Origin of the sequence: Leptospira ognonensis, from assembly GCF_004770745.1 — a bacterium.
Classification (GTDB): Bacteria; Spirochaetota; Leptospiria; order Leptospirales; family Leptospiraceae; genus Leptospira_A; species Leptospira_A ognonensis.
Genome location: NZ_RQGD01000022.1, coordinates 322,360 through 346,103, shown reverse-complemented (window position 1 = coordinate 346,103; position 23,744 = coordinate 322,360). Strand labels below are relative to the sequence as shown.

At 39.0% G+C, this 23,744-nt stretch carries 24 protein-coding genes; 13 read left to right on the top strand and 11 right to left on the bottom strand.

Annotated elements, in window-relative coordinates:
* The first annotated feature begins 15 nt into the window (after nucleotides 1–15).
* From EHQ58_RS07550 to EHQ58_RS07525, 6 genes are read left to right on the top strand one after another with little or no spacing between them, the layout of a single operon-like run.
* The gene (locus EHQ58_RS07550; RefSeq protein ID WP_135623265.1) at nucleotides 16–843 is read left to right on the top strand and encodes an adhesin OmpL37 family surface protein; all 828 of its coding nucleotides are present in this window, start codon (nucleotides 16–18) and stop codon (nucleotides 841–843) included.
* 12 nt (nucleotides 844–855) lie between these two features.
* On the top strand, nucleotides 856–1,515 hold the full coding sequence (locus EHQ58_RS07545) for a rhomboid family intramembrane serine protease (protein ID WP_135623264.1): 660 nt from the start codon (nucleotides 856–858) through the stop codon (nucleotides 1,513–1,515).
* A complete protein-coding gene (locus tag EHQ58_RS07540) occupies nucleotides 1,516–2,958 on the top strand; it encodes an MDR/zinc-dependent alcohol dehydrogenase-like family protein (RefSeq protein WP_135623263.1) in 1,443 nt (480 codons plus the stop codon).
* A gap of 8 nt (nucleotides 2,959–2,966) precedes the next feature.
* Complete coding sequence (locus tag EHQ58_RS07535; RefSeq protein ID WP_135623262.1) at nucleotides 2,967–5,420, top strand: hypothetical protein; 2,454 nt, start codon at nucleotides 2,967–2,969, stop codon at nucleotides 5,418–5,420.
* Nucleotides 5,417–5,839, top strand: a complete 423-nt coding sequence (locus tag EHQ58_RS07530; RefSeq protein WP_135623261.1) for an NUDIX domain-containing protein — start codon at nucleotides 5,417–5,419, stop codon at nucleotides 5,837–5,839. The genes EHQ58_RS07535 and EHQ58_RS07530 overlap by 4 nt, the downstream gene beginning before the upstream one ends.
* The gene (locus EHQ58_RS07525; protein ID WP_135623260.1) at nucleotides 5,832–7,016 is read left to right on the top strand and encodes a hydrolase, carbon-nitrogen family protein; all 1,185 of its coding nucleotides are present in this window, start codon (nucleotides 5,832–5,834) and stop codon (nucleotides 7,014–7,016) included. Before EHQ58_RS07530 ends, EHQ58_RS07525 begins: the two co-directional genes overlap by 8 nt.
* A 292-nt stretch (nucleotides 7,017–7,308) precedes the next feature.
* On the opposite strand, the gene EHQ58_RS07515 is transcribed toward EHQ58_RS07525, so the two are convergent.
* Both EHQ58_RS07515 and EHQ58_RS07510 read right to left on the bottom strand, forming a co-directional pair.
* The gene (locus EHQ58_RS07515) at nucleotides 7,309–8,427 is read right to left on the bottom strand and encodes a hypothetical protein (RefSeq protein ID WP_135623258.1); all 1,119 of its coding nucleotides are present in this window, start codon (nucleotides 8,425–8,427) and stop codon (nucleotides 7,309–7,311) included.
* Nucleotides 8,424–9,044 (bottom strand): hypothetical protein, encoded by a 621-nt coding sequence (locus EHQ58_RS07510; RefSeq protein WP_135623257.1) that lies wholly within the window; start codon nucleotides 9,042–9,044, stop codon nucleotides 8,424–8,426. The genes EHQ58_RS07515 and EHQ58_RS07510 overlap by 4 nt, the downstream gene beginning before the upstream one ends.
* A gap of 66 nt (nucleotides 9,045–9,110) precedes the next feature.
* On the opposite strand from EHQ58_RS07510, the gene prfA reads away from it, so the two are divergent.
* The 3 genes from prfA (at nucleotide 9,111) to EHQ58_RS07495 (ending at nucleotide 12,713) form a co-directional block, all read left to right on the top strand.
* The gene (gene prfA, locus EHQ58_RS07505; RefSeq protein WP_135623256.1) at nucleotides 9,111–10,172 is read left to right on the top strand and encodes a peptide chain release factor 1; all 1,062 of its coding nucleotides are present in this window, start codon (nucleotides 9,111–9,113) and stop codon (nucleotides 10,170–10,172) included.
* 64 nt (nucleotides 10,173–10,236) lie between these two features.
* Nucleotides 10,237–12,033, top strand: a complete 1,797-nt coding sequence (locus EHQ58_RS07500) for a S8 family serine peptidase (RefSeq protein WP_135623255.1) — start codon at nucleotides 10,237–10,239, stop codon at nucleotides 12,031–12,033.
* Between the two features lie 32 nt (nucleotides 12,034–12,065).
* Nucleotides 12,066–12,713, top strand: coding sequence for a hypothetical protein (locus tag EHQ58_RS07495; protein ID WP_135623254.1), 648 nt, complete (start codon nucleotides 12,066–12,068; stop codon nucleotides 12,711–12,713).
* A 3-nt stretch (nucleotides 12,714–12,716) separates the two neighbouring features.
* Here EHQ58_RS07495 and EHQ58_RS07490 read toward each other — a convergent pair whose 3' ends face one another.
* The 3 genes from EHQ58_RS07490 to EHQ58_RS07480 are packed head-to-tail and all read right to left on the bottom strand — an operon-like array spanning nucleotide 12,717 to nucleotide 15,319.
* Nucleotides 12,717–14,342 carry an ATP-binding protein gene (locus EHQ58_RS07490; RefSeq protein WP_135623253.1) on the bottom strand — a complete coding sequence of 542 codons (1,626 nt, stop codon included), beginning with the start codon at nucleotides 14,340–14,342 and terminating at the stop codon, nucleotides 12,717–12,719.
* Nucleotides 14,343–14,346: 4 nt separating this feature from the next.
* Nucleotides 14,347–14,952, bottom strand: coding sequence for a chemotaxis protein CheX (locus EHQ58_RS07485; RefSeq protein WP_135623252.1), 606 nt, complete (start codon nucleotides 14,950–14,952; stop codon nucleotides 14,347–14,349).
* Nucleotide 14,953: 1 nt separating this feature from the next.
* A complete protein-coding gene (locus EHQ58_RS07480; RefSeq protein ID WP_135623251.1) occupies nucleotides 14,954–15,319 on the bottom strand; it encodes a response regulator transcription factor in 366 nt (121 codons plus the stop codon).
* A gap of 56 nt (nucleotides 15,320–15,375) precedes the next feature.
* On the opposite strand from EHQ58_RS07480, the gene EHQ58_RS07475 reads away from it, so the two are divergent.
* Entirely contained in the window at nucleotides 15,376–16,050 is a 675-nt protein-coding gene (locus tag EHQ58_RS07475) for an MORN repeat-containing protein (RefSeq protein WP_167883564.1), read from the top strand.
* Here the strand turns inward: EHQ58_RS07475 and metF are convergent.
* Complete coding sequence (metF, locus tag EHQ58_RS07470) at nucleotides 16,018–16,902, bottom strand: methylenetetrahydrofolate reductase [NAD(P)H] (RefSeq protein WP_135623249.1); 885 nt, start codon at nucleotides 16,900–16,902, stop codon at nucleotides 16,018–16,020. The genes EHQ58_RS07475 and metF overlap by 33 nt on opposite strands.
* A 12-nt stretch (nucleotides 16,903–16,914) precedes the next feature.
* Nucleotides 16,915–17,733 (bottom strand): SDR family NAD(P)-dependent oxidoreductase, encoded by an 819-nt coding sequence (locus EHQ58_RS07465; protein ID WP_135623248.1) that lies wholly within the window; start codon nucleotides 17,731–17,733, stop codon nucleotides 16,915–16,917.
* Between the two features lie 62 nt (nucleotides 17,734–17,795).
* Between EHQ58_RS07465 and EHQ58_RS07460 the strand changes: the two genes are divergently transcribed.
* A complete protein-coding gene (locus EHQ58_RS07460) occupies nucleotides 17,796–18,551 on the top strand; it encodes a biotin--[acetyl-CoA-carboxylase] ligase (RefSeq protein WP_135623247.1) in 756 nt (251 codons plus the stop codon).
* Nucleotides 18,552–19,343 carry a type III pantothenate kinase gene (locus EHQ58_RS07455; protein WP_135623246.1) on the top strand — a complete coding sequence of 264 codons (792 nt, stop codon included), beginning with the start codon at nucleotides 18,552–18,554 and terminating at the stop codon, nucleotides 19,341–19,343.
* Here EHQ58_RS07455 and EHQ58_RS07450 read toward each other — a convergent pair.
* From EHQ58_RS07450 to EHQ58_RS07435, 4 genes are all read right to left on the bottom strand, one after another.
* A complete protein-coding gene (locus EHQ58_RS07450; RefSeq protein WP_167883563.1) occupies nucleotides 19,338–19,985 on the bottom strand; it encodes an SGNH/GDSL hydrolase family protein in 648 nt (215 codons plus the stop codon). The two genes, EHQ58_RS07455 and EHQ58_RS07450, sit on opposite strands and share 6 nt — an antisense overlap.
* A 1-nt stretch (nucleotide 19,986) precedes the next feature.
* On the bottom strand, nucleotides 19,987–21,057 hold the full coding sequence (locus EHQ58_RS07445) for a dolichyl-phosphate-mannose--protein mannosyltransferase (protein WP_210412790.1): 1,071 nt from the start codon (nucleotides 21,055–21,057) through the stop codon (nucleotides 19,987–19,989).
* Nucleotides 21,058–21,448: 391 nt separating this feature from the next.
* Entirely contained in the window at nucleotides 21,449–21,787 is a 339-nt protein-coding gene (locus tag EHQ58_RS07440; protein ID WP_135623244.1) for an STAS domain-containing protein, read from the bottom strand.
* A gap of 54 nt (nucleotides 21,788–21,841) precedes the next feature.
* A complete protein-coding gene (locus tag EHQ58_RS07435; RefSeq protein ID WP_135623243.1) occupies nucleotides 21,842–22,468 on the bottom strand; it encodes a tyrosine-type recombinase/integrase in 627 nt (208 codons plus the stop codon).
* Between the two features lie 203 nt (nucleotides 22,469–22,671).
* Here EHQ58_RS07435 and EHQ58_RS07430 point away from each other — a divergent pair, with 203 nt between their 5' ends.
* Nucleotides 22,672–23,742, top strand: coding sequence for a toxic anion resistance protein (locus tag EHQ58_RS07430; protein ID WP_135623242.1), 1,071 nt, complete (start codon nucleotides 22,672–22,674; stop codon nucleotides 23,740–23,742).
* Nucleotides 23,743–23,744 lie beyond the last annotated feature (2 nt).

Here is a 23,744-nt window from a genome sequence, read left to right as displayed (position 1 = left end):
AAGATAGGGACACAGATGTTGAGAATTGCCTGTATTTTATTATTGTTAATGGTAGCTTTTACTGACTCGATACCAGATCAGGCAAGCTCAAAGGCCACTCAGCTGATTCGAGTCAGTTATGGTCTAAAAGACAATTTTGAATTCTTAAAAATCTTGAGTTCTACCATATCTAATCGTGGAAGTGCAGACCAGAAAAAGTACTTCAAACGATGTGTCCAGCATCATATAGAATCAGAAATATTACACCTTCAAATGGATCTAGGAAGATCCTACGCTGAACTACGAAGGACCCAAGGGCTCATGATACAGCTTTATATTTTGGTCTTAGATGAGGAGGTTAAGGAGCTCGACGAAGAACTTGGTCGACTGGCCCGCCTTGCGAATGGAAAAGAGAAAACGGAAACCAAACTTTATCTTCGCCTAGGGTACCGTGAAATTGCGGTTGCCAAACAAAGGTTAATGATTGGCAAAAATATTCGACCCTATCTATACTTAATGAAATTACAAGAGTTCTCCTTTGCTCTTAAATCTTTAAAGCAGGCTGAGAAATATATTGTAATGTTAGGTTTGCTTCATGATTCTATTGATGATTTCAATAAGGAAGTAAGAACCTTTGAAGGATTAGTATCAGAAATCCACCGAATCATCATCAATGACAGGGAAAAATACTTACGCTTTTTGTATGATAGCAATTTTGATTCCTTCTCCGAGGTCAGTTATTATGATGCTGTCTGGAAGCAGCCAGATTTACATGAATTGGCGATGGGCATACCTAATTTTGATCCAGCATATCAAAGAAATCCGGAAGAAGCAAAGCCTCCGAAACCAACGACGATAAAATAAGATACAGAATATATGACATTCATCTGGGAATTTCCTTTAACAGCCGGCTTCGCAATTTTTATGATTTTGCTTTTCCCTTTTATGCAGATTTTTTTTCCTTATGCGATTGATCGCTATTTCATAGCGACGCCCGGTGAATTTCAACCTATCAATTGGTTACTTAGCACTTTCTTTCATTCCACGTTTTCTCATTTATTCTCTAATATGTTTTATCTATTAATTCTAGGAAGAGTTGTTGAAAATCGTGTTGGAAAAGTTAGATGGTTGCTTTTCTATTTTATGGCTGGATTTCTATCGATCTTAGGCGATTGGGTAGTGAGAGGAATATTGCTCGGCGATACGACTCCCGTGGTCGGAGCAAGTGGAGCCATCTCCGGACTTGCTTGTGTTGCTGCACTTCTATCGCCTTTCAGATTTCCCATTGCAAAAAATAAAACCATTCCTTTCCCAGTTTTTTTATTCGCGTGGTTGAGCATCTATTCTGATATCACAAATTTATTTGCACGTGATTACATTGCTCATTGGGCACATCTAGGTGGCTTTTTTTCTGTTTTCATTACGGCTTATTTTTTAGACCAAAAGGAACGAAAAGAAATACAACTTGGATTTCTATTAAACCTTACATTTTTTACATTGACGATCATTCTTTTGTTTTTTATCAACAATAGATAGATGCAGATCAAATTTAAAGCACTCGATTATACCTCAGATGATTCTTTTGTTGAAGCCGACTACGAATATACTGGCAGTCTAGAGTCTGGTTGGGAGATCCTTAGAAATGAGAAGCCGTATCTCAAGGTAGGACCTGGCTATAAATTACTAAAAACAAAATCCTGCGGCGTCTGCTCCACAGATATCGACCGAAGATTCCTGCCTCACCCTTTGCCACAAATTATTGGTCACGAAGTGCTCGCAGAAAGCGTTGGAGAAGTACCGACAAAGCAGTACGTCATCGAAATCAACGATACATACGAAGCAAGAGGAGATCTCAAAAAAGACGCTTTTTGTGAAGAAGGAATACCTACGCACTCACCCGAAAGAAAGGTATTAGGAATCGATCGATTGCCAGGTGGCTTTGGTCCATATATTCTCGTGCCTCAAAACGCGGCCATCGAAACGGCAGGTACTTCTGAGAAGGTAGCCGTGCTGATGGAACCATTTGCAGCCGCCTTACAGGCGATTATTGCCTCCCCACCAAGAGATGGAGACTATGTGGCAGTTCTCGGCCCGAGAAGACTTGGAAGTTTGATACTTTCTGCTTTAAAAGCATACAGAAATTCCAGCCAAACTAATTTTCGCATAGCGGCTATCATTCGCCATGATCATTTGATATCGTTGGCCCAAAAAATGGGTGCTGATGAGATAGTTGATCTTAGAGAAGTTTCAGCTGAGTCTTTAAAACAGAAGTTTGATATAGTTTATGATACTACGAGTACCACTAGTGGTTTCGCATCGGCTCTCGATTTTGCAAAACGTGAAGTTCATTTAAAAACAACGAATGGCCAAGTTATGGGCGGACTGTCTCATCTTACAGAACTAGTTGTAGACGAATTATCATTATTACCGGCAACTCTTGAAAATTTGAAATTTCATTGGAACAAAGAAGATCGTCGAAACAAATCTATTTTTATTTTTCCAAGTGTCTACGCAAAATGGAAAGACAAGATTCCAAACGATATAGAAATTTTTACGGGAAGCTCTGATGAAGCGATCTCTATTCTCAATTCCGAAAAATTTGCCGGAAAAGTCCCAAGATTTGATTTGGTATTAGTTGGTTCTTCCGCCGAAGTAGGAGTGGCAATCAGACCAAAGCCAGGAGAAGAAACATCTTTGGTACGTCCGAGAAGCGCTATCTTAATCGATAGCGATTCTGAAAATGAATGGTCGCCAGAATCAAAATCAATACGGACTTTCTTTCATTCAGGAAAAATGATTCGTTCCTCTCGTTGTGGAGATTTTCATTATGCTCTTAAGTTGTTAAAAGAAAATCCAGAGGTGTCAAAATCTTTGGAAGAGAACATGGTATCACATACTTTTCCTTTTGCGAAACTAACAGACGCTTATGCAAAAGCGAAAGATCCATCTTCGGTAAAAGTCGTTGTCAATTTTGAATAAAACAAGAAATGAATATTAAAGAAATACAAACCTCTCTCGGTCCTTCGCTGATTCAAACTGGTGAGCATGTTTGGGAATTAGATTTATCAAATTTACGGATATTTTTTGGTCTCTCCATTTTGTCTAGATCGTTAGCTGAGGAAATTGGAAACCAATTACATCTCGTTCCTGGGGATGTTTCGTTTCTCTATAAAATAAATCCTAATATCAATCATGAACTGATAGATATGCATATTCATCATGTACAGGTGTATTCCAAAGCGGGAGTTTTGAGTGAATGGATATTATTCAGATCACAATTTGAAGATGATCTCCGCATCGTTTTGGGAACCTTTCAAAGACAGTCAATCGCTAGAAAATTACATCCAGAATTTTATGGCGAAGATGGGCGCTCGAATCCGTCCATTGCGTTACTGTTTCCATTTTATGAAATGGATAAAGAAACTGTCGTTAATTATCAAATTTTATTGGAAAGAGTACCGAGCAATGTTAATAGCGGTGATTTTTTCTTACGTATCACCATTGATTCTGCTGAAGGGTCCTCTCTAAACCTGGCAAATATCTTACATGAGAGAGTTGATGAAATAGGCCGAAGGACTTATATAGCAGGGCTTTCCAAAATTAGTGAGTCTCTTACCAATAGTATTTTGAGCGCGGCACAGAAAGGCGAAACTTTTTTCGAGGAAGAGAATCGACATTTTAGCAAAGTATTTGAGCAAATTGAAAAAACACCTTTTGGACGCCTCACGCATATTAACTTTTACTGGGAGGATCAGTTTCGCCAACTTTTAATCTCATCCAGTCCTGAAAATACACTTCCGTTGATGAAAAAATTAATTCTAATTTTGGAAGATACAGACATCGCAAACATCATCAAGGATGGAAATACCATTCTAGCAAAATTGGGAAGAGCAGAAGTCTATGTTGATTTATCTAGACTAGATAGAGTTTTAAATTTTAGTTTTAATAAAAAAAGAACTCAGATAGATTCCAGCTTTTATTTAAAACGGATGAGCTTACTGGAGCAGATCGCTGATGGAAAAAATCATAAATTGGATTTTAACGGCATCCATTTATTTTTGATTCACCATATTACTTCCGAAATCATTTCACTCATCGAAACCTTTCGTAGATTGAAAGCAAAAACTGTGGATGTCGCCTTCGTAAAGTACGGTGGAAATATACCTCCGATCTATCTAGATGTTTTGTTAGATATACCGACAGAACAGTTTTTTATGGCGGGTTTAGAGTTTAAACTTACTAAAAATAACAAACCATATTATGGCGTATCTCCTTTATATAGTGATTTTGGAAAGTATAAGAAATTTAAAGAAAAATTAGAAGAAAGTAAATTTGGTTTTTATGACGCGATGCGATACCTTGCTACATTCTTGTTTTTCCAAAAGTTGTTTCACCTTAAAAATCCATCCGATAAAATTTTGCTCATAGAAGATGGTGGTTACATTGCTCCGATTCTGAACCAAAGATGTTTGGAACAAAAGTCGCTGTTAGAATTCTGTGAAGAATTTTGGATAGATTGCCCGAGTGAGTATCAGTCGATTTCTTTGTTTCATTTTGTATCAGAAAGATTGATCGGAACCATTGAACATACTCGAAACGGATATGATCGGTTAGTGAAAGTAGGTGGTAACGAAAATAAATTGGCGTTACCGGCATTTACGATAGCGATTTCAGGTGAAAAAACAAAAGAAGAATCAAAAGAAGTCGCATTCTCGATATTAAATGCAGTGGAAAACACATTACACGGATTAGGTAAAGTGCTTTCGAAACGTAAGATTATTCTACTAGGTTCACATGGCAATATAGGTTCTTTCCTGCACAAGTATCTCATTGATGGTCGATTGCACGATTCAAATAAGAAAGTAACCTGCGTCGATTTGAAAATTGCCGCGAATGAAAGTTACATATACAAGAATTTTCAACAAATAAATCCGGAAGAATGGTACGGATCCGATATGGTCATAGGTGTGACTGGTGATAGTGTCATCAAACGCGATCAGTTCGAGGATTGGATTATAAACGGTAACAAGGTCCAATTATTTTTAGTATCTGGTTCGACGAAAACAGTAGAATTCGCAGATTTTAATGATTGGATGAATTCCTTAAATGGTTCTGAAAATCCGATGATTCAAAATATACCCGTAAAGCTCGAAATTGAGAGGATTCTCGATCCCCAAACACAAATGGATTTAGGTGGTAAGTACATTTTTAAATTTCTTAATCATGGCACTGAACAAGAAAAAACGATTTTTCTTTTGAGTGATGGTAGTCCTATAAACTTTCTTTTCTTTGGTGTTCCGACAGAATCCATGGATCCTATCATATCTCAATTAACAACGGCTTCTCTGGGAATGGTCAATCTTTTCCGGTCACAAAAACTACCTCGGCCAAAATTATACGCTGTCGATCATACCATAAACCAATGGGGTGAGCCATTGTGAGTAAACATGGTTTTTTCCAAATCACTCAAAAGCTCTTCCTTCGGGATGGTGACAAATTTTTAGTGATGCGAGATCGAAAGTCTGGGTTGGGTGATCTTCCGGGCGGACGTATGGATGAGGATGAGTTTTTTGAAGATTGGTATCTTAGCATCAAAAGGGAAATTCGTGAGGAATTAGGTGCAAATATAGAGATAGAAGTAAATCCTAAACCTTTTCTGATACATAAACACCGAGTCAATGAGGGCAACCATCCATGCGTGATCATTGGATATCATGCGAAATTGATTAAAGGGAAAATTGAGATGTCGGATGAGCATGATTTTATGGAGTGGGTTGATGTAAAAAAGTATGATCCAACTCCACTTTTCACAGAATATATGTTAGATGCAGTTAGGGTTTATTTAAAAGAATATGCATAATTTATATGTCCCTCCGATCAAAATAGTTTTCTTTTTATTTTTAATAATACTGACCGGTTTTTCAGCGAAATTTTTGCAGCAATCTGATGTGCCTTTGCCAAAATTTGAAATGAAAATCGTATCTGCGGAACCGATTCAAGAAACTGAGATAGTACGACCACCATTAACCTGGTCGAGTATTCCTATAAAAACAAATGGTTCAGATAGAAAGTATGGAAATATTGTTTCCATGCAAGTATTCTTACGAAGCGAAGATTTTGCAAAGGCAGAATGGTGGGCAGAGAGAATCGAAGAGCTCGTTAAGGCAGGAAAAGTAGCAAATATCTATGATCGCAAAACAATCATTATTTTTCCTGAACATATAGGCACTGGTTTGGTGCTTTTGGATGAGAAGGAAACGGTATTTGAGAGTGAAAACTGGAAAAGTGCGATGGATGTAATCGTAAAAAAATACGAAAGCGAAATCGCTCCTTTTATGGTGGCCTCTAAGAAGCCTGCCGCGAAATGGGAAGCTGTCTTTAGATATAAAAGCCAGAAAATGGCTGATGTTTATACCCAAACATTTTCAAAACTTGCGAAGGAAAATAATACTCCCATATTAGGAGGCTCGATCATACTGCCTTCCCCAAAAGTGGTTAAGGGAACTTTGGTCCTTGATCAAAACGGACCGCTATATAATGTTTCAATTCCTTTTTCTGCAGATGGTAAAGTGATGGATCCATTAATTCGCAAAACATTAGTAACCGAAGATGAAGCACTTCTTTTGGATGCTGGTGAGATTACGCAAGATAGGACTTGGATAGTTCCTGGTTGGAAAGTCGGCGTTTTCATTGGCCAGGAAGTTTTTAATTCGGCATTGTATGAACGTCTTAGAGGTAAACCTTTGGATGGGATTGTTTCACCTGCCGTGTCCTTCCCAAATCTCTCGAAAACAAATTTGAAAAGTTTTATAAATGATGATTCTTTCCTTTCGTTAAGTGAAAATGAAATTTGGGAAAAATTTGGATTAACAAAATTTATAAAAACTACGCGGGCAGTTGAATCCGTACAAGTATTCCTCCATGGTAATTTTTTTGAAGAAAGGACATCGGGTCGTACATATAACGTGCGTGATTTTGTGAATTTTGATTCAGTGGATTCGGATTCAGAACCAAGAATCTTAAATCTCTACTTTTAAATTTCTCTAATAATGAGACTTAATCGGTCAGGTTTTTTTGTACGCTTTTTAAAATCCGTTTGACACAAAGATTAAAAACAAAAAAGTTCTGAAGTGCTATGTCAAAGAAAGGTCTCCCTACAAACGAATTTTTCTTAAAATGTCCTCTGTATACGAAGGGATTGAAAGTATGCCCTAGTTCCAAGGATCGTTTGCAAGAGGAAGATGTTCAAAATTTAATGAATCACTGCATCACTGAAAAATATAAATCCTGCAGTTTCTATATCAATAAAAAAGAGCACGAACAAGCAGCTTAATCATCTGCTGCTTTTTTAACTTTTTTATAATACTCCCAAACCATATAATCTTCTTCTGAGAATACCAGATTATCGATGAGAAGCTCGCCAGATTTATTTTCGTAAATAATGCGATCTCCCGCAACGCCCCAAAATCTTTGCAAGAAAAACGGAAGGTGTTCTTTTTTGCCAAGTACTTTCCATTTCATAGGCTGAAGAGGATCATTTTGATTTCCTGAGACAAATTCATCCTTTCCGCTCAATTTCCAAGAAATGGCTTCTCGTGTAGAAATCGGAACGCCCCTAGAGAGCGAAGGGATCTTGTTAGGTGCATAGCTAATTTCCCGCAGATACAGGTCTCCGACTTTTCCGCCTATCGTATAAGCAATATTTCCATTATGATAAAGAACTCTCGGAAGAACGATGTCTTTGCTTAATAAAGAGATTTTCATCGTTTTCCATTGCAGGAAGTAAAGGTTATAGGCACCACCGGCTCCAGACCAGATCAGCCAATCTTCTCCTAGGCTTGCCAACTGCAGATTTGTTTTGAGTTTTGGAAATGGAGGGGCGATCTGATCTGCAGCGATCGCTTTTTTTGGTAACTTTGGATGTGTCGTTTTTTCTTCATAGAGATCATTCTCAAAAAAATATAAAATCTTATCACCTTTGCTTGTTATTCCCATTCCCGTTTTACAAGGTATGTGAACTGCTGATTCGTATTCTACAGTGATATTAAGTAACGAATAGGCGAAAATGGCACAGCCACCTTTCGTTTTAAGAGGATATTGTAGAATTGCATATTCGGCATTAGCCGAGATTTGAAAATTTTCAGGTCTAATTTTTAAATCTAAACTTTCTGATTTATCATTGATCAAATCTCTATAAAATATGGTTTTATTTTCAGTCCAAACAATACGTGTTCGATCTTCAGAAAGTTGAAGCAATCGTGGTTGGTTAGGTTTTGATTTTGATAAAATTTCCGATGAGTTTCTTTTTGCAGATAATCTTTCGCGTAATAAGGTAAGTGCTTTCTCGTATTTTTCTTTGACGATCAGTTCGTCAATCTCGCTAATCAGATTCTCATGCTCTGTCTTACAAGAAATTAGGAAAATCAGAAATAGGAATATTACTTTCACGTACCTTCCATCTCTACCAACGATTCTATGGTTGATATCTCTTTTTCAAAAAGATGTTTTGCCGTTTTGCCAACATTTTTCGTATCATAGTAAGCAAAAACTCCCGTAAGCATGGCACCTCCAAGCGGAATCCATCTTGAGAATTGTTTTTTTAAGATTTTATTTGTGATGACGATCCCTATCTTTTCTAATAGAGATTGAAATACTCTAACGGTTGTTGGGCGAATTAATATTTTTAAAGAGGACTCTTGGATGACCTTGCGGAACACTTGGGCACTTCCATGTTTAAAAATGCAATAAAGCAGGAGCTCCCGAGTCACATGAACTTCTTTTCCGAGTAGTGCAGCAATATCGATTACGAGCTGGCCTTGGATGCGGTAGATGAAGAGCAATTCTGGCATGATGCTGAGGAGTCCCAGAGGACCCGGCGGTAGAGAGCAGGAGCCACTGATCAGAGCGGTTTTGAAGCAGGCATTTTGAACCAATTGGTCTATGATTTCATCAGGAGCTTGGATCGGAGGCGCATACGGGCTTTTGTACTGCTCTAAGCCTGAAAAAAGGTCAATGAAACCCTGCAAATAGCCTTTGATTTGATGTGGAGACTCGTTTTCGTTCACCTTAACCACAAGCGGAAAGAGTTTTTAGTTTATCAAAAAGGGGCATTCTCAATCCTTTCCTTAGACATGCTAGACAGATTGAAAAAAATACAAGAAAAATACCTTCGCATCGAAGATGAGCTAGGTAAAGCAACTCAATCCGATCAACTAAAGAATCTCTCCAAGGAAAGATCGCGACTAACGCCTGTCTATACAAAAGCAAATGAATATTTAACCATCACCAGAGATATCGAAGATGCAAAGGGTATGCTTGGATCCGAGAGCGATCCTGAGATGCACAATATGCTCAAAAGTGAGATTGAAGAAGGCGAAAAGAGACTCGAGGAACTCTCGAAAGAGCTTGAAATCATGCTCCTCCCGCCAGATCCAAATTCCGGAAAAAGCATACTTGTTGAAATCCGTGCGGGGACAGGTGGGGAAGAGTCAGGACTCTTTTGTGCTGATCTCTTTCGCATGTACAATAAGTATGCTGATAAACTTGGCATGAAAGTAGAAATTATTGATATGAGTCCGACTGGAATTGGTGGTTATAAGGAAATTGTTTTTTCCTTAGATGATGAGAGAGCATACGATGTTTTTAAATTCGAATCAGGCACACATCGGGTACAGCGAATTCCCGCCACTGAGTCAGGAGGACGGATTCACACTTCCGCTGTAACGGTTGCAGTTCTCCCTGAGGTAGAAGAAAGAGAAATCGAAATTAAAGAAAGCGATTTACGTATCGACGTTTATCGTTCGTCAGGTGCTGGTGGACAGCACGTAAACACGACTGACTCCGCTGTTCGCATCACGCACATTCCTACTGGTATCGTTTCGGCCTCTCAGGAAGAAAGATCTCAAATTAAAAACAGAGATAAAGCAATGCGTATGCTTCGTGCCAGAATTGCCGACCAACTTGCTGAAACCGCCAAACTTAGCGCAGATGCTCTTAAGAAATCTCAGGTTGGTTCGGGAGACAGATCGGAACGTATTAGAACTTATAATTATCCGCAAGGTAGATGTACAGACCATCGAGTTGGTTATACGAGTCATAATTTGCCAGCACTTATGGAAGGCGATTTAGATGAACTGATGGATGCGCTCGTGCAAGATGACAGATCGAAACGTTTGGCGGAAGCAAAAGCCTAGTTTTTTTGCTTGCGGTGCTATGAAAAACACATTCTAATTTTCTTACTTGCTTGAGGTATCGCAAATGCGTAAATTTATTCTCACTTTCATTATTTTATTAACTTTCATTACAACAAATTGTAAGAAGGAAAAAAATAAAGATTTAGATCTTTTTTTATTTTTGCTCTTATATAATTATCTTTCGACTCCTTCATCCTCTGCTGCCTGTTCGTTGACAGGGATACCAAACGATCCTTTTTTCTCATTTCAATGGCATTTGTTAAATGACGGCTCAACTTCTGGCTCCGTCGTAGGTGAGGATATAAAAGCATCCTCTGCCTGGAATGCTGGTTGTAAAGGTACAGGTGTTAAGATAGTAACTGTTGACGACGGAATGGATATTACTCACGAAGATCTAAGCCAAAATTATGATAGTTCGCTGAATATTAATTTTGCTGGCACGAGCGAAAGTCTCTTTTTTAATACAGGCAGCTGTAGCTTGTCAGGTGCTGGCTGCCATGGAACATCAGTTTCTGGAATCATGTCGGGTCGTGATTCAAACAACGTTGGCATTTCGGGCGTGGCTCCTAGATCAAAAATTGGCGCCAGAAATGTTTTGGTCAACAGTACTGACTCAAATGCGAGCCGAGCGATGTCAGAAAACTCGACAAATGTATGGGTCTCTAATAATAGCTGGGGTGCCGCGGATGACACAGGAAAACTTGCTGCGAGTGGTTCGCTTTGGCAGTCGGGAATCTCTTCGGGTTTTCTCAGCGGAAGAAATGGTAAAGGTTCTATTTTCTTTTGGGCAGCAGGAAATGGAGGTACACTTCTTCAATCGTCCAACACGAGTGGAATAGTCTCCTCTGGAAAAGCTCCAAGAGATAATTCAAATCACGACGGACAGGCAAACTATCACAGAGCTTTTGCGGTTGCCGCTGTTGGAAATGACGGAAAGCGAGCAAGTTACTCAGAAGAAGGTGCAAACCTTCTCGTTTCGGCACCCTCGGAAGGGACCAGTGGAGTTGCCATAACAACGACGGATGTTTCTACTTCTGGCGGATACAATCGTACTGGGTCCTCTCCAAATTATGCAAACACGAACTACACTAATACGTTTAACGGGACATCAGCGGCCTCTCCCGTTGCGGCAGGGATCGGGGCACTCATATTAGAAAGAAATAATAGTCTTACGGCAAGAGATGTACGAGTCATTCTGGCAAGAGGATCTCGAAAAAATGACTCTTCCGATTCGGATTGGATCACAAACGGTGCTGGATTAAATTTTAATCATAAATACGGATTCGGTACGGTAGATGCAAGCCTTGCTCTTCCTCTGGCACAAAACTGGAGTTTACTCGGAACTGAAATTGTAACTTCATTTCTGACTGGACCTACTACCAATTCAAATATTCCGAACAATGATCAAACGGGAGCTTTGAATTCACTAACGGTTTCTAATTCGGGTATTGGTAAGATAGAGTTTGTCGAAGTTTCGATGACAGTGACAACGGGAGCTATAGACGACGCAGGTGATCTCTATGTGGAATTAATCTCTCCAGCTGGAACAAAGGCACGTCTAGCAGTTCCAAGAATTTGTACATCAAACAGTTCTATTACCTATTGCAACGATTTTACGGCATGGACTTTTGGTGCGACTATTTTCATGGACGAAAGTGCAGATGGAACTTGGCAACTTCGCGTAGCGGATGTTTGCAATAAGGCTACTTCAGGAAGCACCTCTGCCAGTTATACTTGTCTAGCGACAAATAGGTTTAGCGGAGACGGCTCAAGTTATACATTTACGACATCGAGGAATACATCCAATACGGCTCATACACTGAGTAGTTGGTCGATGCGGGTAAGAGGACGAGCAAATTGATTTTTGAAATATATAAGGAAAGGTTAAAAATTATGGAAAACGCGATTGGTAAAAATAAAATAATTAAAGATATGAACATGAGATCATTTTTTACACTACTTGCTGTAATTTTTTCGGCATGTATTTCTAAATCTACTTATTCACAGGATTTGCTTCCAGAGTCTCTTTATTATTATGAGGGAAATCAAAAGGTTTTATTGGAAATTGATCCTAGTTTAGTAGCTGAGTTTGGCGGTACGACTTCCGCAGGAGGCAGAAATCTTAATTCGCCACTTGTAAAAGCAGATGCGAATGCTAAACTAATCCGCTCGCATGGACAAATTAATATCTGGAAAACTAATGGTCAGGGAGGAGCCGTTGGAATTTCGAAATCACTCAATCAATCACAGAATCAAGGTTATTCTCCAATTTTTCGATCCTTAAAAGGATCCGCCAACCTTGCTCTCCCTGGCAACATCATCGTCGAACTTGAACGAGGCATCACAGAGAAACAAGCTGAGGTATTCTTTGGTTCAAAAGGACTTAGGATCTTCAAGAAACATGAGTTAGATGGAAGAAATTTTTATGAAGTGGAGACACCCGCAGGTGCTGCATCACTGAACATCGCGAATTCGTTATATGGTCAATCAGGTGTGATATCATCCTCTCCAAATTGGTGGCGAGAAGTTACCGCAAAGTAGTATTTAGTCTTTTTTCGTGTAGAAAAATAAAAGACGGAGCAGGTCCATTTTTTTAACGGGCTTAGTTAGGTAGGAATTACATCCTGCTTCAAAACTTTTAGAAATATCTTCTTTGGCGACGTTAGCTGTCAGTGCTATGATAGGAAGAGAATCTTTTGTTTTCGTGTGTTTTTTTAATTCACGTTCGCGGATGCGAAGGATCGCATCGTTTCCATCCATAATCGGCATTTGCATGTCCATCAATACAAGATCGTATTTCGTTTGCTCCGTTTTATCCAGGGCAATCTGACCATTTTCAGCAACATCGATTTCGATGGGATACTTTCTCAGAAACGATTGGACTAAAAAAACATTTTCCGGTGAATCTTCGGTGAGCAGGATTTTTAGTTTAGGGAAGTTTTCTGGTTCGGGCACTTCGATACCCTCCCAAGAAGTTACCATGAGATGAACATTGTCAATGTACGGAAGATAAGGAAGTTTGATGATAAATGTGGACCCCTTCGAAAGCTGACTGGTTAAGAAAATTCTTCCTCCCATAAGCTCTGTTAGTTTTTTACTTATGGCTAATCCTAGGCCAGTTCCACCAAACTGTCTAGTAGTGGAACTATCGACCTGAGTGAAGCTTTCAAATATTTTCTCCAACTTTTCAGGGGGAATTCCCATACCAGTATCTTTGACTTCAATCACCAATATTTCTTTATGATACTCTAGGTCAAAATCCTGGTATACGGAAACAGAAATGGAACCCTCTTGGGTAAACTTGATCGCGTTCCCGAGTAAATTGATCAGCACTTGTTGGATTCGGATCGGATCCCCATAAACAGAAGAAGAAAGATTAGGAGAAATCTCTGAGTCTAATCGAATCCCTTTATTTTTAGCTCGTAAAAAGAATAGAGATAATGTCTCATCGATCACATTGGTTAAAGAGAAGGGGTGGTTATCAATCTCAAGTTTACCGGCTTCAATTCTCGAGAAATCCAAGATATCATTGATGATATTGAATAAAGCTTTTCCTGAATTTCTCAGAACCTCAATGTATTCTCTTTGATCTTCCGTAAGTTTTGTTTCTTCCATCAACTCAGTCATACCGAGTATGGAATTCAGAGGAGTTCGGATCTCATGACTCATAGAGGCAAGAAAATCTGATTTAGCATTAGATGCTCTGATCGCCTCTTCCTTCGTCGTCGTCGCTAAGTTCATCTGTTCTCGGAGCATGTTTTCACGGATGACTTGCTGAGAGACATCGGAAATTTGAATCATACAAAGAGATTTGCCACTGTCATTGACAGGAATTGGAATGATATGTAAATATTGGTACATCCTTTTGTTTTCAACTTTAGCCTTGTTATTTTCATAAAGTGGAAATGGATAAGGATTTAAAGTATGTGTAAGGATGGAATACTGTTTTTCATCCAAACAGAAACGGATGGAATTTTCGATTCTTGTTTCTCTTAGGTCTGAGAAAACTTCGAAAAAATGTTTATTCTCCACGTCTGCTGGAGTTAGACTAGAATATCGGTAAAACCATAGATTGCATAAGCGTATGATTAAATCTGAATCAAGTATGAGGATACCTATACCAGACTTTTGTATGATGGTTTGTAGGTTTTGGAGCGTTAAGGCAGACAAAATACTAAAGATGTTCTAAGAGGACGCGAGACAATTGTTTGATGGTTTTAGACTCCAAGAGAAAAAAGATGTAACCTTTGATGTCCTTCCCCTTTAGATGGTAATCGATGTATGCCATAAGTATGGTATCAACATGTTCAACCTTTTGGTAGTCTTCCTTAAGTAAGTCTTCGTATTTTCCAATATGAAATTCCGGAATATCCGTTTCGATTTTATGCGCAGACATTTTTGCCAAATTTGAAAGAATCGAATTTAGAATGACATTTCCTATTTCACTTAGAGCATCTTTTTCAAACGTAGACACTTCATTGATGGCAACATAATCTTTCATCATCATCCGAACAATTTCGAGACTCGAGTCTTTATGAAAAAGAATAAATGCCGATCCTTTGCCTAACCCTCCGCTAAATTTTTGTTCAATGGTGCAGACTTCATTGCTTGTTAGTGCTTCAAGTTTGAGCGCTTCTTCAAGAGTTACAATCTTAAGACTCGGAACTGTCAGAAGAATTTCGTTAGAGATCATCTCGCTGAGTAATTTTGCAGCTCCCCCGAGACTGATATTAAACAATTCGTTTAAGGCATCTTCTTCTAGTTCGGTGAGCTTGGTCATATTACAAACCTCCAAGGAAAGGTAAAATTTTCTCGGGTGAAATGGGTTTCTCTATGAAAGTAATACCGATGCTTTCGGCCTGCTTTCGGATCGCATCTTGGATGTTTGCGGTAATGAGTAATACTTTCACTTTTGGAAATTGATTGCGAATCTCTGCGGCCAGATCTAGTCCAGAAAGAGTACCAGGCATATTTTGATCCAAGGTCACAAAATCCAAGGACTCTGCCGTTTTAAGATAGATAGCTGCTTTATCAGCCGTATCAAATTCGATGAATTCGATCAATGGTTTGGACTCCGCGATGATCTTTTTGATCATCAGACGAGTAACCGTACTATCATCAACAATGAGCACCTTTTTTGATGACATTTTGAATATCCTTTTTCATGGTAAAAATTGAACTAGTTCATATACTAATCCAAAATATGAATCTTATAAATGTTATCAGAATCCCAGAGGAAAGATCAACAGCATTTTTGTTTTTGCTCGTAATCTTATCCTTAGATCACTGTGCATCAATGGAAAAGACATGTGCAGATGGAGAATGCGAAAATGGAATGGGAGTTCAAGAGCTAGCAGATGGTTCGCGTTATTTAGGAAACTTTGATTCTTCTGAGAGAGAGGGATTAGGAAAAATCATTTACCAGAATCAAGATACCTTTGATGGAACATTCCAATCCAATCTAAAACAAGGTCATGGAATTTATAAATATGCAAACTTACATCGATTTGAAGGAAATTATGAAGACAATGTGCGAACAGGTCCTGGTAGGTATTACTATTCAGAAATAGAATATTTTGAGGGGGTATACGAGCAAGGTCTAAGAGTAGGTCAAGGAACTTACGTCTATCCTAATGGAGATAAATTCGAAGGACTTTACCGAGAGGGCAAACGAAATGGTCCAGGTAGATACATCTTTGCAGATAAAAATTATCTCGAGGGAATCTGGATTGAGAATTTATTAGAAGGTAAAGCCATCATTCGCAATCCCAAAGGGAAAATCATTCACGAGGGTTACTGGAAAAATAACAAATATCTAGGGATGGAAAATCCAGAAATAGAAAAACTAGATCAGATCGAAATTCCTAATACCCAATGATTCATAAATTTTTCTTGTCGCCTTAGATTTGTTAAGCGTATACATGTGCATGCCAGCTACATTATGATCAAGGAGATCTCTGACTTGTTCTGTTGCCCAATGTATACCTACATTTTCTGCATATAAGTCATCCTCAGCACGAGACAAAGATTTCAGAAGCTTAGCAGGGAACCTGGAGCCTAATGATAATTCGGCCATACGTGCCATACTTTTGCGCGATGTGATTGGCATGATCCCCGCGATGATCGGGACTTTAATGCCAGCGATTTCACATCTTTCGACAAAATCATAATAATCATGATTATCAAAAAAAAGTTGAGTGCAGATATAATCAGCACCTTGGTCGATTTTCCACTTCAGATATTCAATTTCTTTTAGTCGATTCGGTGTAGCAGGGTGACCTTCCGGGAAACCGGCGACGCCGATTCCCATGTTTGGAAAATGTTGTTTAATATAGGCAACGAGTTCGCCAGCATACTCAAAGCCATCTTCAAATTTTACGAAATCTTTCTGTCCTTTCGGAGGATCTCCTCGTAGAGCCATAATGTTATGTATCCCTGAGGTTTCGTATCGTTTTAAAATTTCACCAATTTCAGACTTTGTTGCTCCGACGCAAGTTAGATGACTAACAATAGTTAAACCAGTCTTCTGTTGTAACTTAACGACTAAATCATGGGTTAAGTCTCGTGTCGATCCACCTGCTCCGTATGTCACGCTGACGTAGGCAGGATTCAAAGAGGAGAGATCTTGAATGTTCTTGAATAGATCCTCAGAGGCTTCTTCATTCTTAGGAGGGAAAAATTCAAAGCTGATCGATGTTTTTTTACGATTGAGGACTTCAGAAATGTGCATGATGACAAGAATTCAAACTGGAATATTTTTCTCAAGTCCCTTGTTTGCCAAAAGCCACCCACGTGATGCTTTTGTTTTGACAGCAAGCCACATAAACAATCTCGGGAAAAGTGTCGGCAAGATGACGATGGAGAGCCTGACATAGCCCGGAACCATGACTTCTGCCTTATTTTTTTCGATGGCCTTTTTAACTGCCTTTGCCACGAGGATGGGTTCGATCACGGGGGTAAAAAGAGATGGTTTTACGCCATCTATCATTCTTGTTTTGACCATACTAGGGCAGATCCAGCTCACACCTAAATTTTTTTCATAATATTCCATCCGTAGGGCATTTGAAAATCCAACTATGGCATGTTTTGTTGCCGAGTACACAACCGTTCCCTCTGATCCAAATTTTCCAGCGATGCTTGCCAGGTTTACGATATGTGAAATCGGATGGGAAGTGAGTATGGGTAAGCTAGCATGCGTTAATTTGATGACTCCTAATACGTTGATTTGGACGGCTTTTTTCCAGACGCTAAAGTCCTGCTCTGAAAATGGACCAGAAGGTGCAATGCCTGCATTATTCACAAGAACTTGGAATGTGAGCTTTTCTGCTTTGATTTGTTTGATGAGCGATTCAATATGGTCTTCGCGTGAAAGATCACAAGCAAGACCGATAAATTTACAGCCGAGTGCTTTTGTGGAGTTTTCAGTCTCTCGCATCGATTCTTTGAGAACGTCAATACCGATGATTTGATCGGCCCCCGCCTTTGCGAGCTCCTTGCAGATGAGAGCGCCGATACCCATTCCCGCGCCCGTGACTAGAATGCTTTTCCCTTTTAGATCCATGATTTTAATTTACATCCTTTTTTTTGTTTCGTCAACAGTATTCGCATGAGTTTTGTCTCAGTATGCAATACCATCTATTAAATTTAGAAATGGGACACCATCTAGAAGAAATTCATTCTACGAATGAATGGATCAAAGATCCTAAAATAGTACCTGGTTCCTGGGTAGTAGCGGATAAACAAACAGCAGGAAAAGGAAGAGGTAAAAATGTATGGCAGGTATTAGGCGACGAATACCTAATTTTTTCTGGAAAGATGCAAATACCAGCTCCTGAAATTTCCCTGCCTTTGTTTTCCATTTTCTCTGCGGCAGCATTGCTTCGAACTTTTTTGTTTTATTTCCCAAACTTAGAAAATGAACTTTCAATCAAATGGCCAAATGATATTTACCGCGGAGAAAAAAAGATCGCTGGTATTCTCATTGAATCAGAAATCCAAGCAGGTATATGTACAATCATCATCGGCATTGGAATCAATGTTTTTGGAAAAAATATTCCTGCTGATTTAAAAGACCGCGTAACTTTTTTGTTAGATGATCCTCCATTAGAGGGATTGGTTGAGAGAATCACCCAAACTCTAATCGAAAATTTAAATTCGTATTTGATAAAAATAATCGATCCGAGTCAGATTCTGAACGAATTGATCTGGATCGAAGCACATTCCTTTTTGAAAAACAAGGCGATCGAAACAGAAACAGAAGGAAAAATCGTCAGAGGAAAAGTTTTGGGAATTGATGAAAACGGATTTCTCATAATTCTGACAGAGAAAGGTGAGAAGATAGATTTGATGGATACTTCACCAATATTTCGGGTAATCTGAATGAATGAAAAACCGCTTTTGCTTGTCGTTGATGTTGGAAACACAAATACCGTTTTCGGTATTTTTCAAGAAGGGGAGGATCAACCTGACTTTCACAAACGAACTGTAACGCGTAGAGACAGAACATCGGATGAGTTAGGACTCTTTCTAAAAGGGTTTCTCTCGCACGAAAAAGTGAATTCGGAAAGAATCAAAAGAGCTATTTATTCAAGTGTTGTACCGTCGCTAAATCCGATCGTCGAGCGAATGTTAGAAGATTGGTTTGAAGTCAATCCGCTAAGAGTTCATTATCAAATGAAGCTAAATTTCGGAATTACCTACCCTCGACCGTTTGAAATTGGTGCAGATCGACTCGTGAATGCTGCGTACTGTGCCAAGATGTTTCCAGGTAAAAAAGCCATTTTAGTGGATTTAGGAACCGCGACCACGTTTTGTGTGATCAATGAAAAACCTGAATATGTCGGTGGTGTGATTGCTCCAGGACTGAAAATTTCGATGGATGCTTTGACTCGAAATACAGCACAGCTACCCCCAGTTGTCTTCGGTGCTCCTGCAAAGGTAATGGGCGGATCAACAGTCGAATCGATCCAATCAGGTTTCTTTTATGGTTGGATTGGATTGCTAAAAGAAATAGTACGTGCCATTAAGGACGAGTTGCCAGGAGATTTTATAGTCATAGGTACAGGTGGTTTAGTCACTACCATACATGCTTCGCATAACAAAGTATTTGATGAAATAGATCCGATGCTTACTTTGAAAGGTCTAAAAATCCTCGCCGATTTAAACTCATAAACCTAGAAGTATCTTTCGATACTCCTCTCCAATCAGATTGTAACCAATTAGATTGGGGTGAATGGGATCCGTGATGGGGTATAAAGTTAAATTTTCAGATGCAGATGTAAAAACCAATTCAAGATCAGCCAATCTATAACGACCATTTGTTTTCACAAATTCTCGAATTGATGTGTTATTCGTTTGAATCGCTTCATGAAGACCCGTTTGATTGGTTTTGGGCACAGCAGTTAAGATTAAAAATGAATTCGAACGCTGTTCCAATCTTCGGATGATCTGAGAATAGCGGTTTAAAAAATCTCTAGATCCATTATAGCTGGCATCGTTCGTTCCGATTTCGACAATATATATGTCAGTCGCAATGGCTTCAGCAAGTGCCAAATCCTCCAACCACATAATTGTATCATAACCAGCCCGTGAAACATCGGTGATCGTATAGGAAGATGGTAATTTTTGGCGGAGATTGAAACTGTCAGACCACTGCGATAAGGAATCACCAACGATCGTCACGCGGACAGGAGGAGCATTTTGAGATAATAAGGTCAAAATAGAAAGGTCATCCTTTTTAGAATGGTAACAATTGGAGATAGCAAAAGGAATAACGAGAAAGAAACGAAGATAAACATTTATGATTTCCTTCATATCATTTCGGTTTTCGATATATAATCGTTTTGAATGCCAACCAATGTTGAGGCGGAACGGGGATTGTCCACTCCTCACGGATCCAGTCCTTGTCTGCATCTAGTAATTCTTTAATGGCTACATTGATTAAGTCTTCGTTGTAGAAAATAAACGCATCTTGCTCTGAGATGGTTTGTTTAAAAACTTCCGAAGGGATAGAGAGTTCACCAGGTATAAATTCCAGAATCTGTAGATTTGGATTTTGTGCTTTCAAATAAAAATAGGGATCAGGTATGGCTTGGATATAAATTTTATGAGAACTACCGATAGAAGTGTAAACTTTTTCAAAGTGTTCGTTCAATATTTGCTCTGAATTGTACTTTATATGATGGAGGTAGATAAAGTGAAGCCAACCTGCTAAGGAAATCAAAATCCCAAATAATGCAAGCCTAACTCCGATTACTTTTTGTTCGCTAATGATGGCCATACCGAGAGCAAAAGGGAATAAAAAGTGAATCACATACCATCCTTCAGAAGATGAATAAATGGAAAGAATCACACTCAGCATCCAGATCCAGTAAAGCACGTATCGTTTGGGCAGAGTCTCACCCTTTGTCCATCGTTGATACGATAAGAGCGAGATCAGAAAAACTTGAAAGGCAATGATGAAGATTCGTATTTTTGCATACGCGAATCCAAATATAAAAATTTTTAATTTCGTAATGAGATCAAAGGTGGAAAACAATGCTTTTTTTCTTTCCAATTGGGCTCCGAATTGGACTACAAAAAGTTCCCAATCTGGGTAGATGTAATAAATCCAACCTATGACGGGTATCCCAACCCCAATAAAGAAAGTGCACAAAGAACCCATTCGTCTCGGATTATCGTAAATGAGCAAATAGAGCGGTATGAGTCCAAGGGAGGCAGCAAAAGGATGGGTCATAACAGAACAACCGAAGAACAAGCCGGCCAAAATACTTTTGATGAGAAAATGTATGTTTGATGAGGCAAGTAGAAGGCTTGCGATAAAAAATAGAATCGTGGCACCTTCCATCCTTGCCGGTATGCCAAATCGAAAAAATAAAGGTTCCATAATCATAGTCGCAAAGGCAATAATGATCGAAACTTTATTAAACTTGAAACGAAATAACAAAATGACCAACAAAAATGCCGAAAGATAGATGGAAAAAAAGCTCAAGCACCTAACGGTTAATAATGTCTGAGGGAAAATCTTCAAGAATCCGGAAGACAAAAGTAAATATCCGGGAGTCATCCATAGAGTTTTTGATTCCATCCCAGGAATCAAACCGATCAGTACATCCGTACGAAGCGTACCAGTATTTGCTAATTGTTGCGAGGGCGAAAAAAATAGAACTTCGTCCGGCCAAGTAGGTGGAAAAGTTCTAGATTCGCTGAAAAAGAGGTAAAAAAAGAATAAGGAAAGTGTTAAAAAAGTGAGACGAAATGCATTCAGGGTGAAAGGTCTATTTCGATAGCGAAGCAACTGCTTCTTGTTCGGTTTCGAAAACCTCAAACAAATCCAGTAGCTCGACAACGTCAAAAACCTTCTTCACTGGCGGCGTGATACAGCAAAGTTTCAACTTTCTGCCTTGTTTGTCCAACTCGCGAACCATTCCTACGAAGATTCGAATGCCAGAGGATGAAATATATGATATGAGTTCCAAGTTGATGATGATATCACCAGTTCCGCTTTGCACATCTTCCGCCAATTTAGCTTCCACCTCGTCTGAGTGTGTGATGTCCAAACGGCCATTGAGATGAACCAACGTATGATTTCCAATTTTTTTGGTCTTAATTTCCAAAACGCGCCTACTTAGGGCAACTATCACTGAATTGTAATAAGATTCAAGAAATTTTTACGCTGCTTTTTCTTTCCAATTGGTAAAATTATGTCGCATCATCTCGTCAATTCTTCTGTAACAATGGGTGATCCTTTGTTTGGTCGATTTGATGGATCTATGACCAAGAAAGGTTTGGATTTCTGAGAGAGAGGCTCCTCTTTCGTGGAAAGAGATGGCAATGGATTCTCGGATGATGGGAATATTGATCTCTTTTTTTAGGAATTGGGAGGCTGCGTTTAGGATTTTTTGGATCGAACGTTCATTTCGCGAACAGCCGTGCCTTCCTCCGAATAAGGGAGAGTCCATGGATTGGTCCGAGCAGTGCCGATAGATCTCGAGCAAAAACTCGCGTTCGAGTCGAATTCTACGAAAATTGAGTCTCTTACCGCCCGTGAGAGTCAGCATACCGCTTTCAAAGTCAATGCATTTGATCTGAAAGTAGAGCAGATCAGGAATAGAGACACCCGTCGAAAGGAGAAATTTTACGATCAGATAATGGGTAAAATTTTTCTGTCGGAAATATTGGAGCAATTTCTTGAGTTCCTCATTGCCAAAAAGAGGCGATGAAAAAAGGTCCAAATCAACCAAGAGCTCGCTTGTTTTCGAAGGAAAGGAAATTAAATTCTTATATTCTTTTAACATATATTTTTCTCAAAAATTATCGGAGGCTTACTTGCTCTAACGTTACGATATCAATGACAGTAGGATCAAATTTTGGGCTTTTTTACTTACAAATTGGAAAATAATTTCTGGAAATTCGCCTTTTTGCCCCTCTCGTTTTCTGCTTGCTTGGATTCCTTGATCCAACGAGAATTTCGGAAATAGAATTTTAGGAATGAAATCAGATGGACTCTTTAGAAATTAAATCGAATGATCCCGAACTACAATTAACGGCTGATGATCTAAAAAAAGTACAAGAGTTAACTGGCCAAATTAAACTGAATGATCCCAATGACATCATACAATATGGCTCATCCGTCCAAGCAAAGGTCTCTGAATTTGCAGATAAGGTGTTAGCGGAGATCAAAACGAAAGACTCTGGCTATGCAGGAGAGCTTTTAAACAACCTTCTCTTTCGCGTCAAAGATTTAAACCTAGACTCAGTCAGTGGCGAAGGCAGTGTCCTTTCCAAAATCCCTTTGATTGGAAGTTTGTTTGATGCTTCCAAACGCTTTCTTGCAAAGTTCGAGGATTTACATTCTCAAATTGAGAAGATCGTTGATGAATTGCATATGGCACGTACAAACCTCACAAAAGATATCACTCTTTTACAAAGCTTATACGAGAAAAATTTAGAGTATTTTAAAGAGATTCAGGTTTATATTGCTGCCGGCGATGAAAAGATCAAAGAACTAAGAGATAAAATCTTGCCGGAAATGCTCACCAAAGCACAGGCGCAAGGTGATACCATGGCCTCACAAAAATACCAGGATATGGTTCAGATGGTGGATCGATTTGAGAAAAAAATCCATGACCTAAAGCTAAGTAGAATACTTTCCCTGCAAACCGGACCTCAAATCCGATTGATCCAAAATGGAAACCAAGTATTAGTTGAGAAAATCCAGAGTTCTATTTTAAACACGATTCCACTTTGGAAGAATCAGATTGTGATCGCTTTGGGTCTTCTTCGCCAAAGGAAGGCACTTACCGCCCAACAAGAAGTTACGAAAACAACAAATGAATTGATTCAAAAGAATGCCGAGATGTTAAAAACGGGGACCGTTGAGATTGCCAAAGAATCAGAAAAGGGAATTGTTGAGATTGAAACGTTAAAAAAAGTAAATCAACAACTCATCGAAACCATTACTGAAACATTAAAAATTCAAGATGAGGGTAGACGAAAACGAAAAGAAGCCGAAGTTGAACTTGTTAAAATTGAATCTGATATCAAACAAAAATTATTGGAAGCAAAATAAAA

Bases quoted from the DNA above. Each gene is read 5' to 3' on its own strand.
- EHQ58_RS07535 (WP_135623262.1), top strand. From the start codon at position 2,967: ATGAATATTAAAGAAATACAAACCTCTCTCGGTCCTTCGCTGATTCAA.
- EHQ58_RS07460 (WP_135623247.1), top strand. From the start codon at position 17,796: ATGCAATACCATCTATTAAATTTAGAAATGGGACACCATCTAGAAGAA.
- metF (WP_135623249.1), bottom strand. From the start codon at position 16,902: ATGCACATTTCTGAAGTCCTCAATCGTAAAAAAACATCGATCAGCTTT.
- EHQ58_RS07540 (WP_135623263.1), top strand. From the start codon at position 1,516: ATGCAGATCAAATTTAAAGCACTCGATTATACCTCAGATGATTCTTTT.
- EHQ58_RS07445 (WP_210412790.1), bottom strand. From the start codon at position 21,057: ATGGAACCTTTATTTTTTCGATTTGGCATACCGGCAAGGATGGAAGGT.
- EHQ58_RS07430 (WP_135623242.1), top strand. From the start codon at position 22,672: ATGGACTCTTTAGAAATTAAATCGAATGATCCCGAACTACAATTAACG.
- EHQ58_RS07495 (WP_135623254.1), top strand. From the start codon at position 12,066: ATGGAAAACGCGATTGGTAAAAATAAAATAATTAAAGATATGAACATG.
- EHQ58_RS07525 (WP_135623260.1), top strand. From the start codon at position 5,832: ATGCATAATTTATATGTCCCTCCGATCAAAATAGTTTTCTTTTTATTT.
- EHQ58_RS07455 (WP_135623246.1), top strand. From the start codon at position 18,552: ATGAATGAAAAACCGCTTTTGCTTGTCGTTGATGTTGGAAACACAAAT.
- EHQ58_RS07435 (WP_135623243.1), bottom strand. From the start codon at position 22,468: ATGTTAAAAGAATATAAGAATTTAATTTCCTTTCCTTCGAAAACAAGC.
- EHQ58_RS07480 (WP_135623251.1), bottom strand. From the start codon at position 15,319: ATGTCATCAAAAAAGGTGCTCATTGTTGATGATAGTACGGTTACTCGT.
- EHQ58_RS07485 (WP_135623252.1), bottom strand. From the start codon at position 14,952: ATGACCAAGCTCACCGAACTAGAAGAAGATGCCTTAAACGAATTGTTT.
- EHQ58_RS07450 (WP_167883563.1), bottom strand. From the start codon at position 19,985: ATGAAGGAAATCATAAATGTTTATCTTCGTTTCTTTCTCGTTATTCCT.
- EHQ58_RS07500 (WP_135623255.1), top strand. From the start codon at position 10,237: ATGCGTAAATTTATTCTCACTTTCATTATTTTATTAACTTTCATTACA.
- EHQ58_RS07475 (WP_167883564.1), top strand. From the start codon at position 15,376: ATGAATCTTATAAATGTTATCAGAATCCCAGAGGAAAGATCAACAGCA.
- EHQ58_RS07545 (WP_135623264.1), top strand. From the start codon at position 856: ATGACATTCATCTGGGAATTTCCTTTAACAGCCGGCTTCGCAATTTTT.
- EHQ58_RS07465 (WP_135623248.1), bottom strand. From the start codon at position 17,733: ATGGATCTAAAAGGGAAAAGCATTCTAGTCACGGGCGCGGGAATGGGT.
- prfA (WP_135623256.1), top strand. From the start codon at position 9,111: ATGCTAGACAGATTGAAAAAAATACAAGAAAAATACCTTCGCATCGAA.
- EHQ58_RS07550 (WP_135623265.1), top strand. From the start codon at position 16: ATGTTGAGAATTGCCTGTATTTTATTATTGTTAATGGTAGCTTTTACT.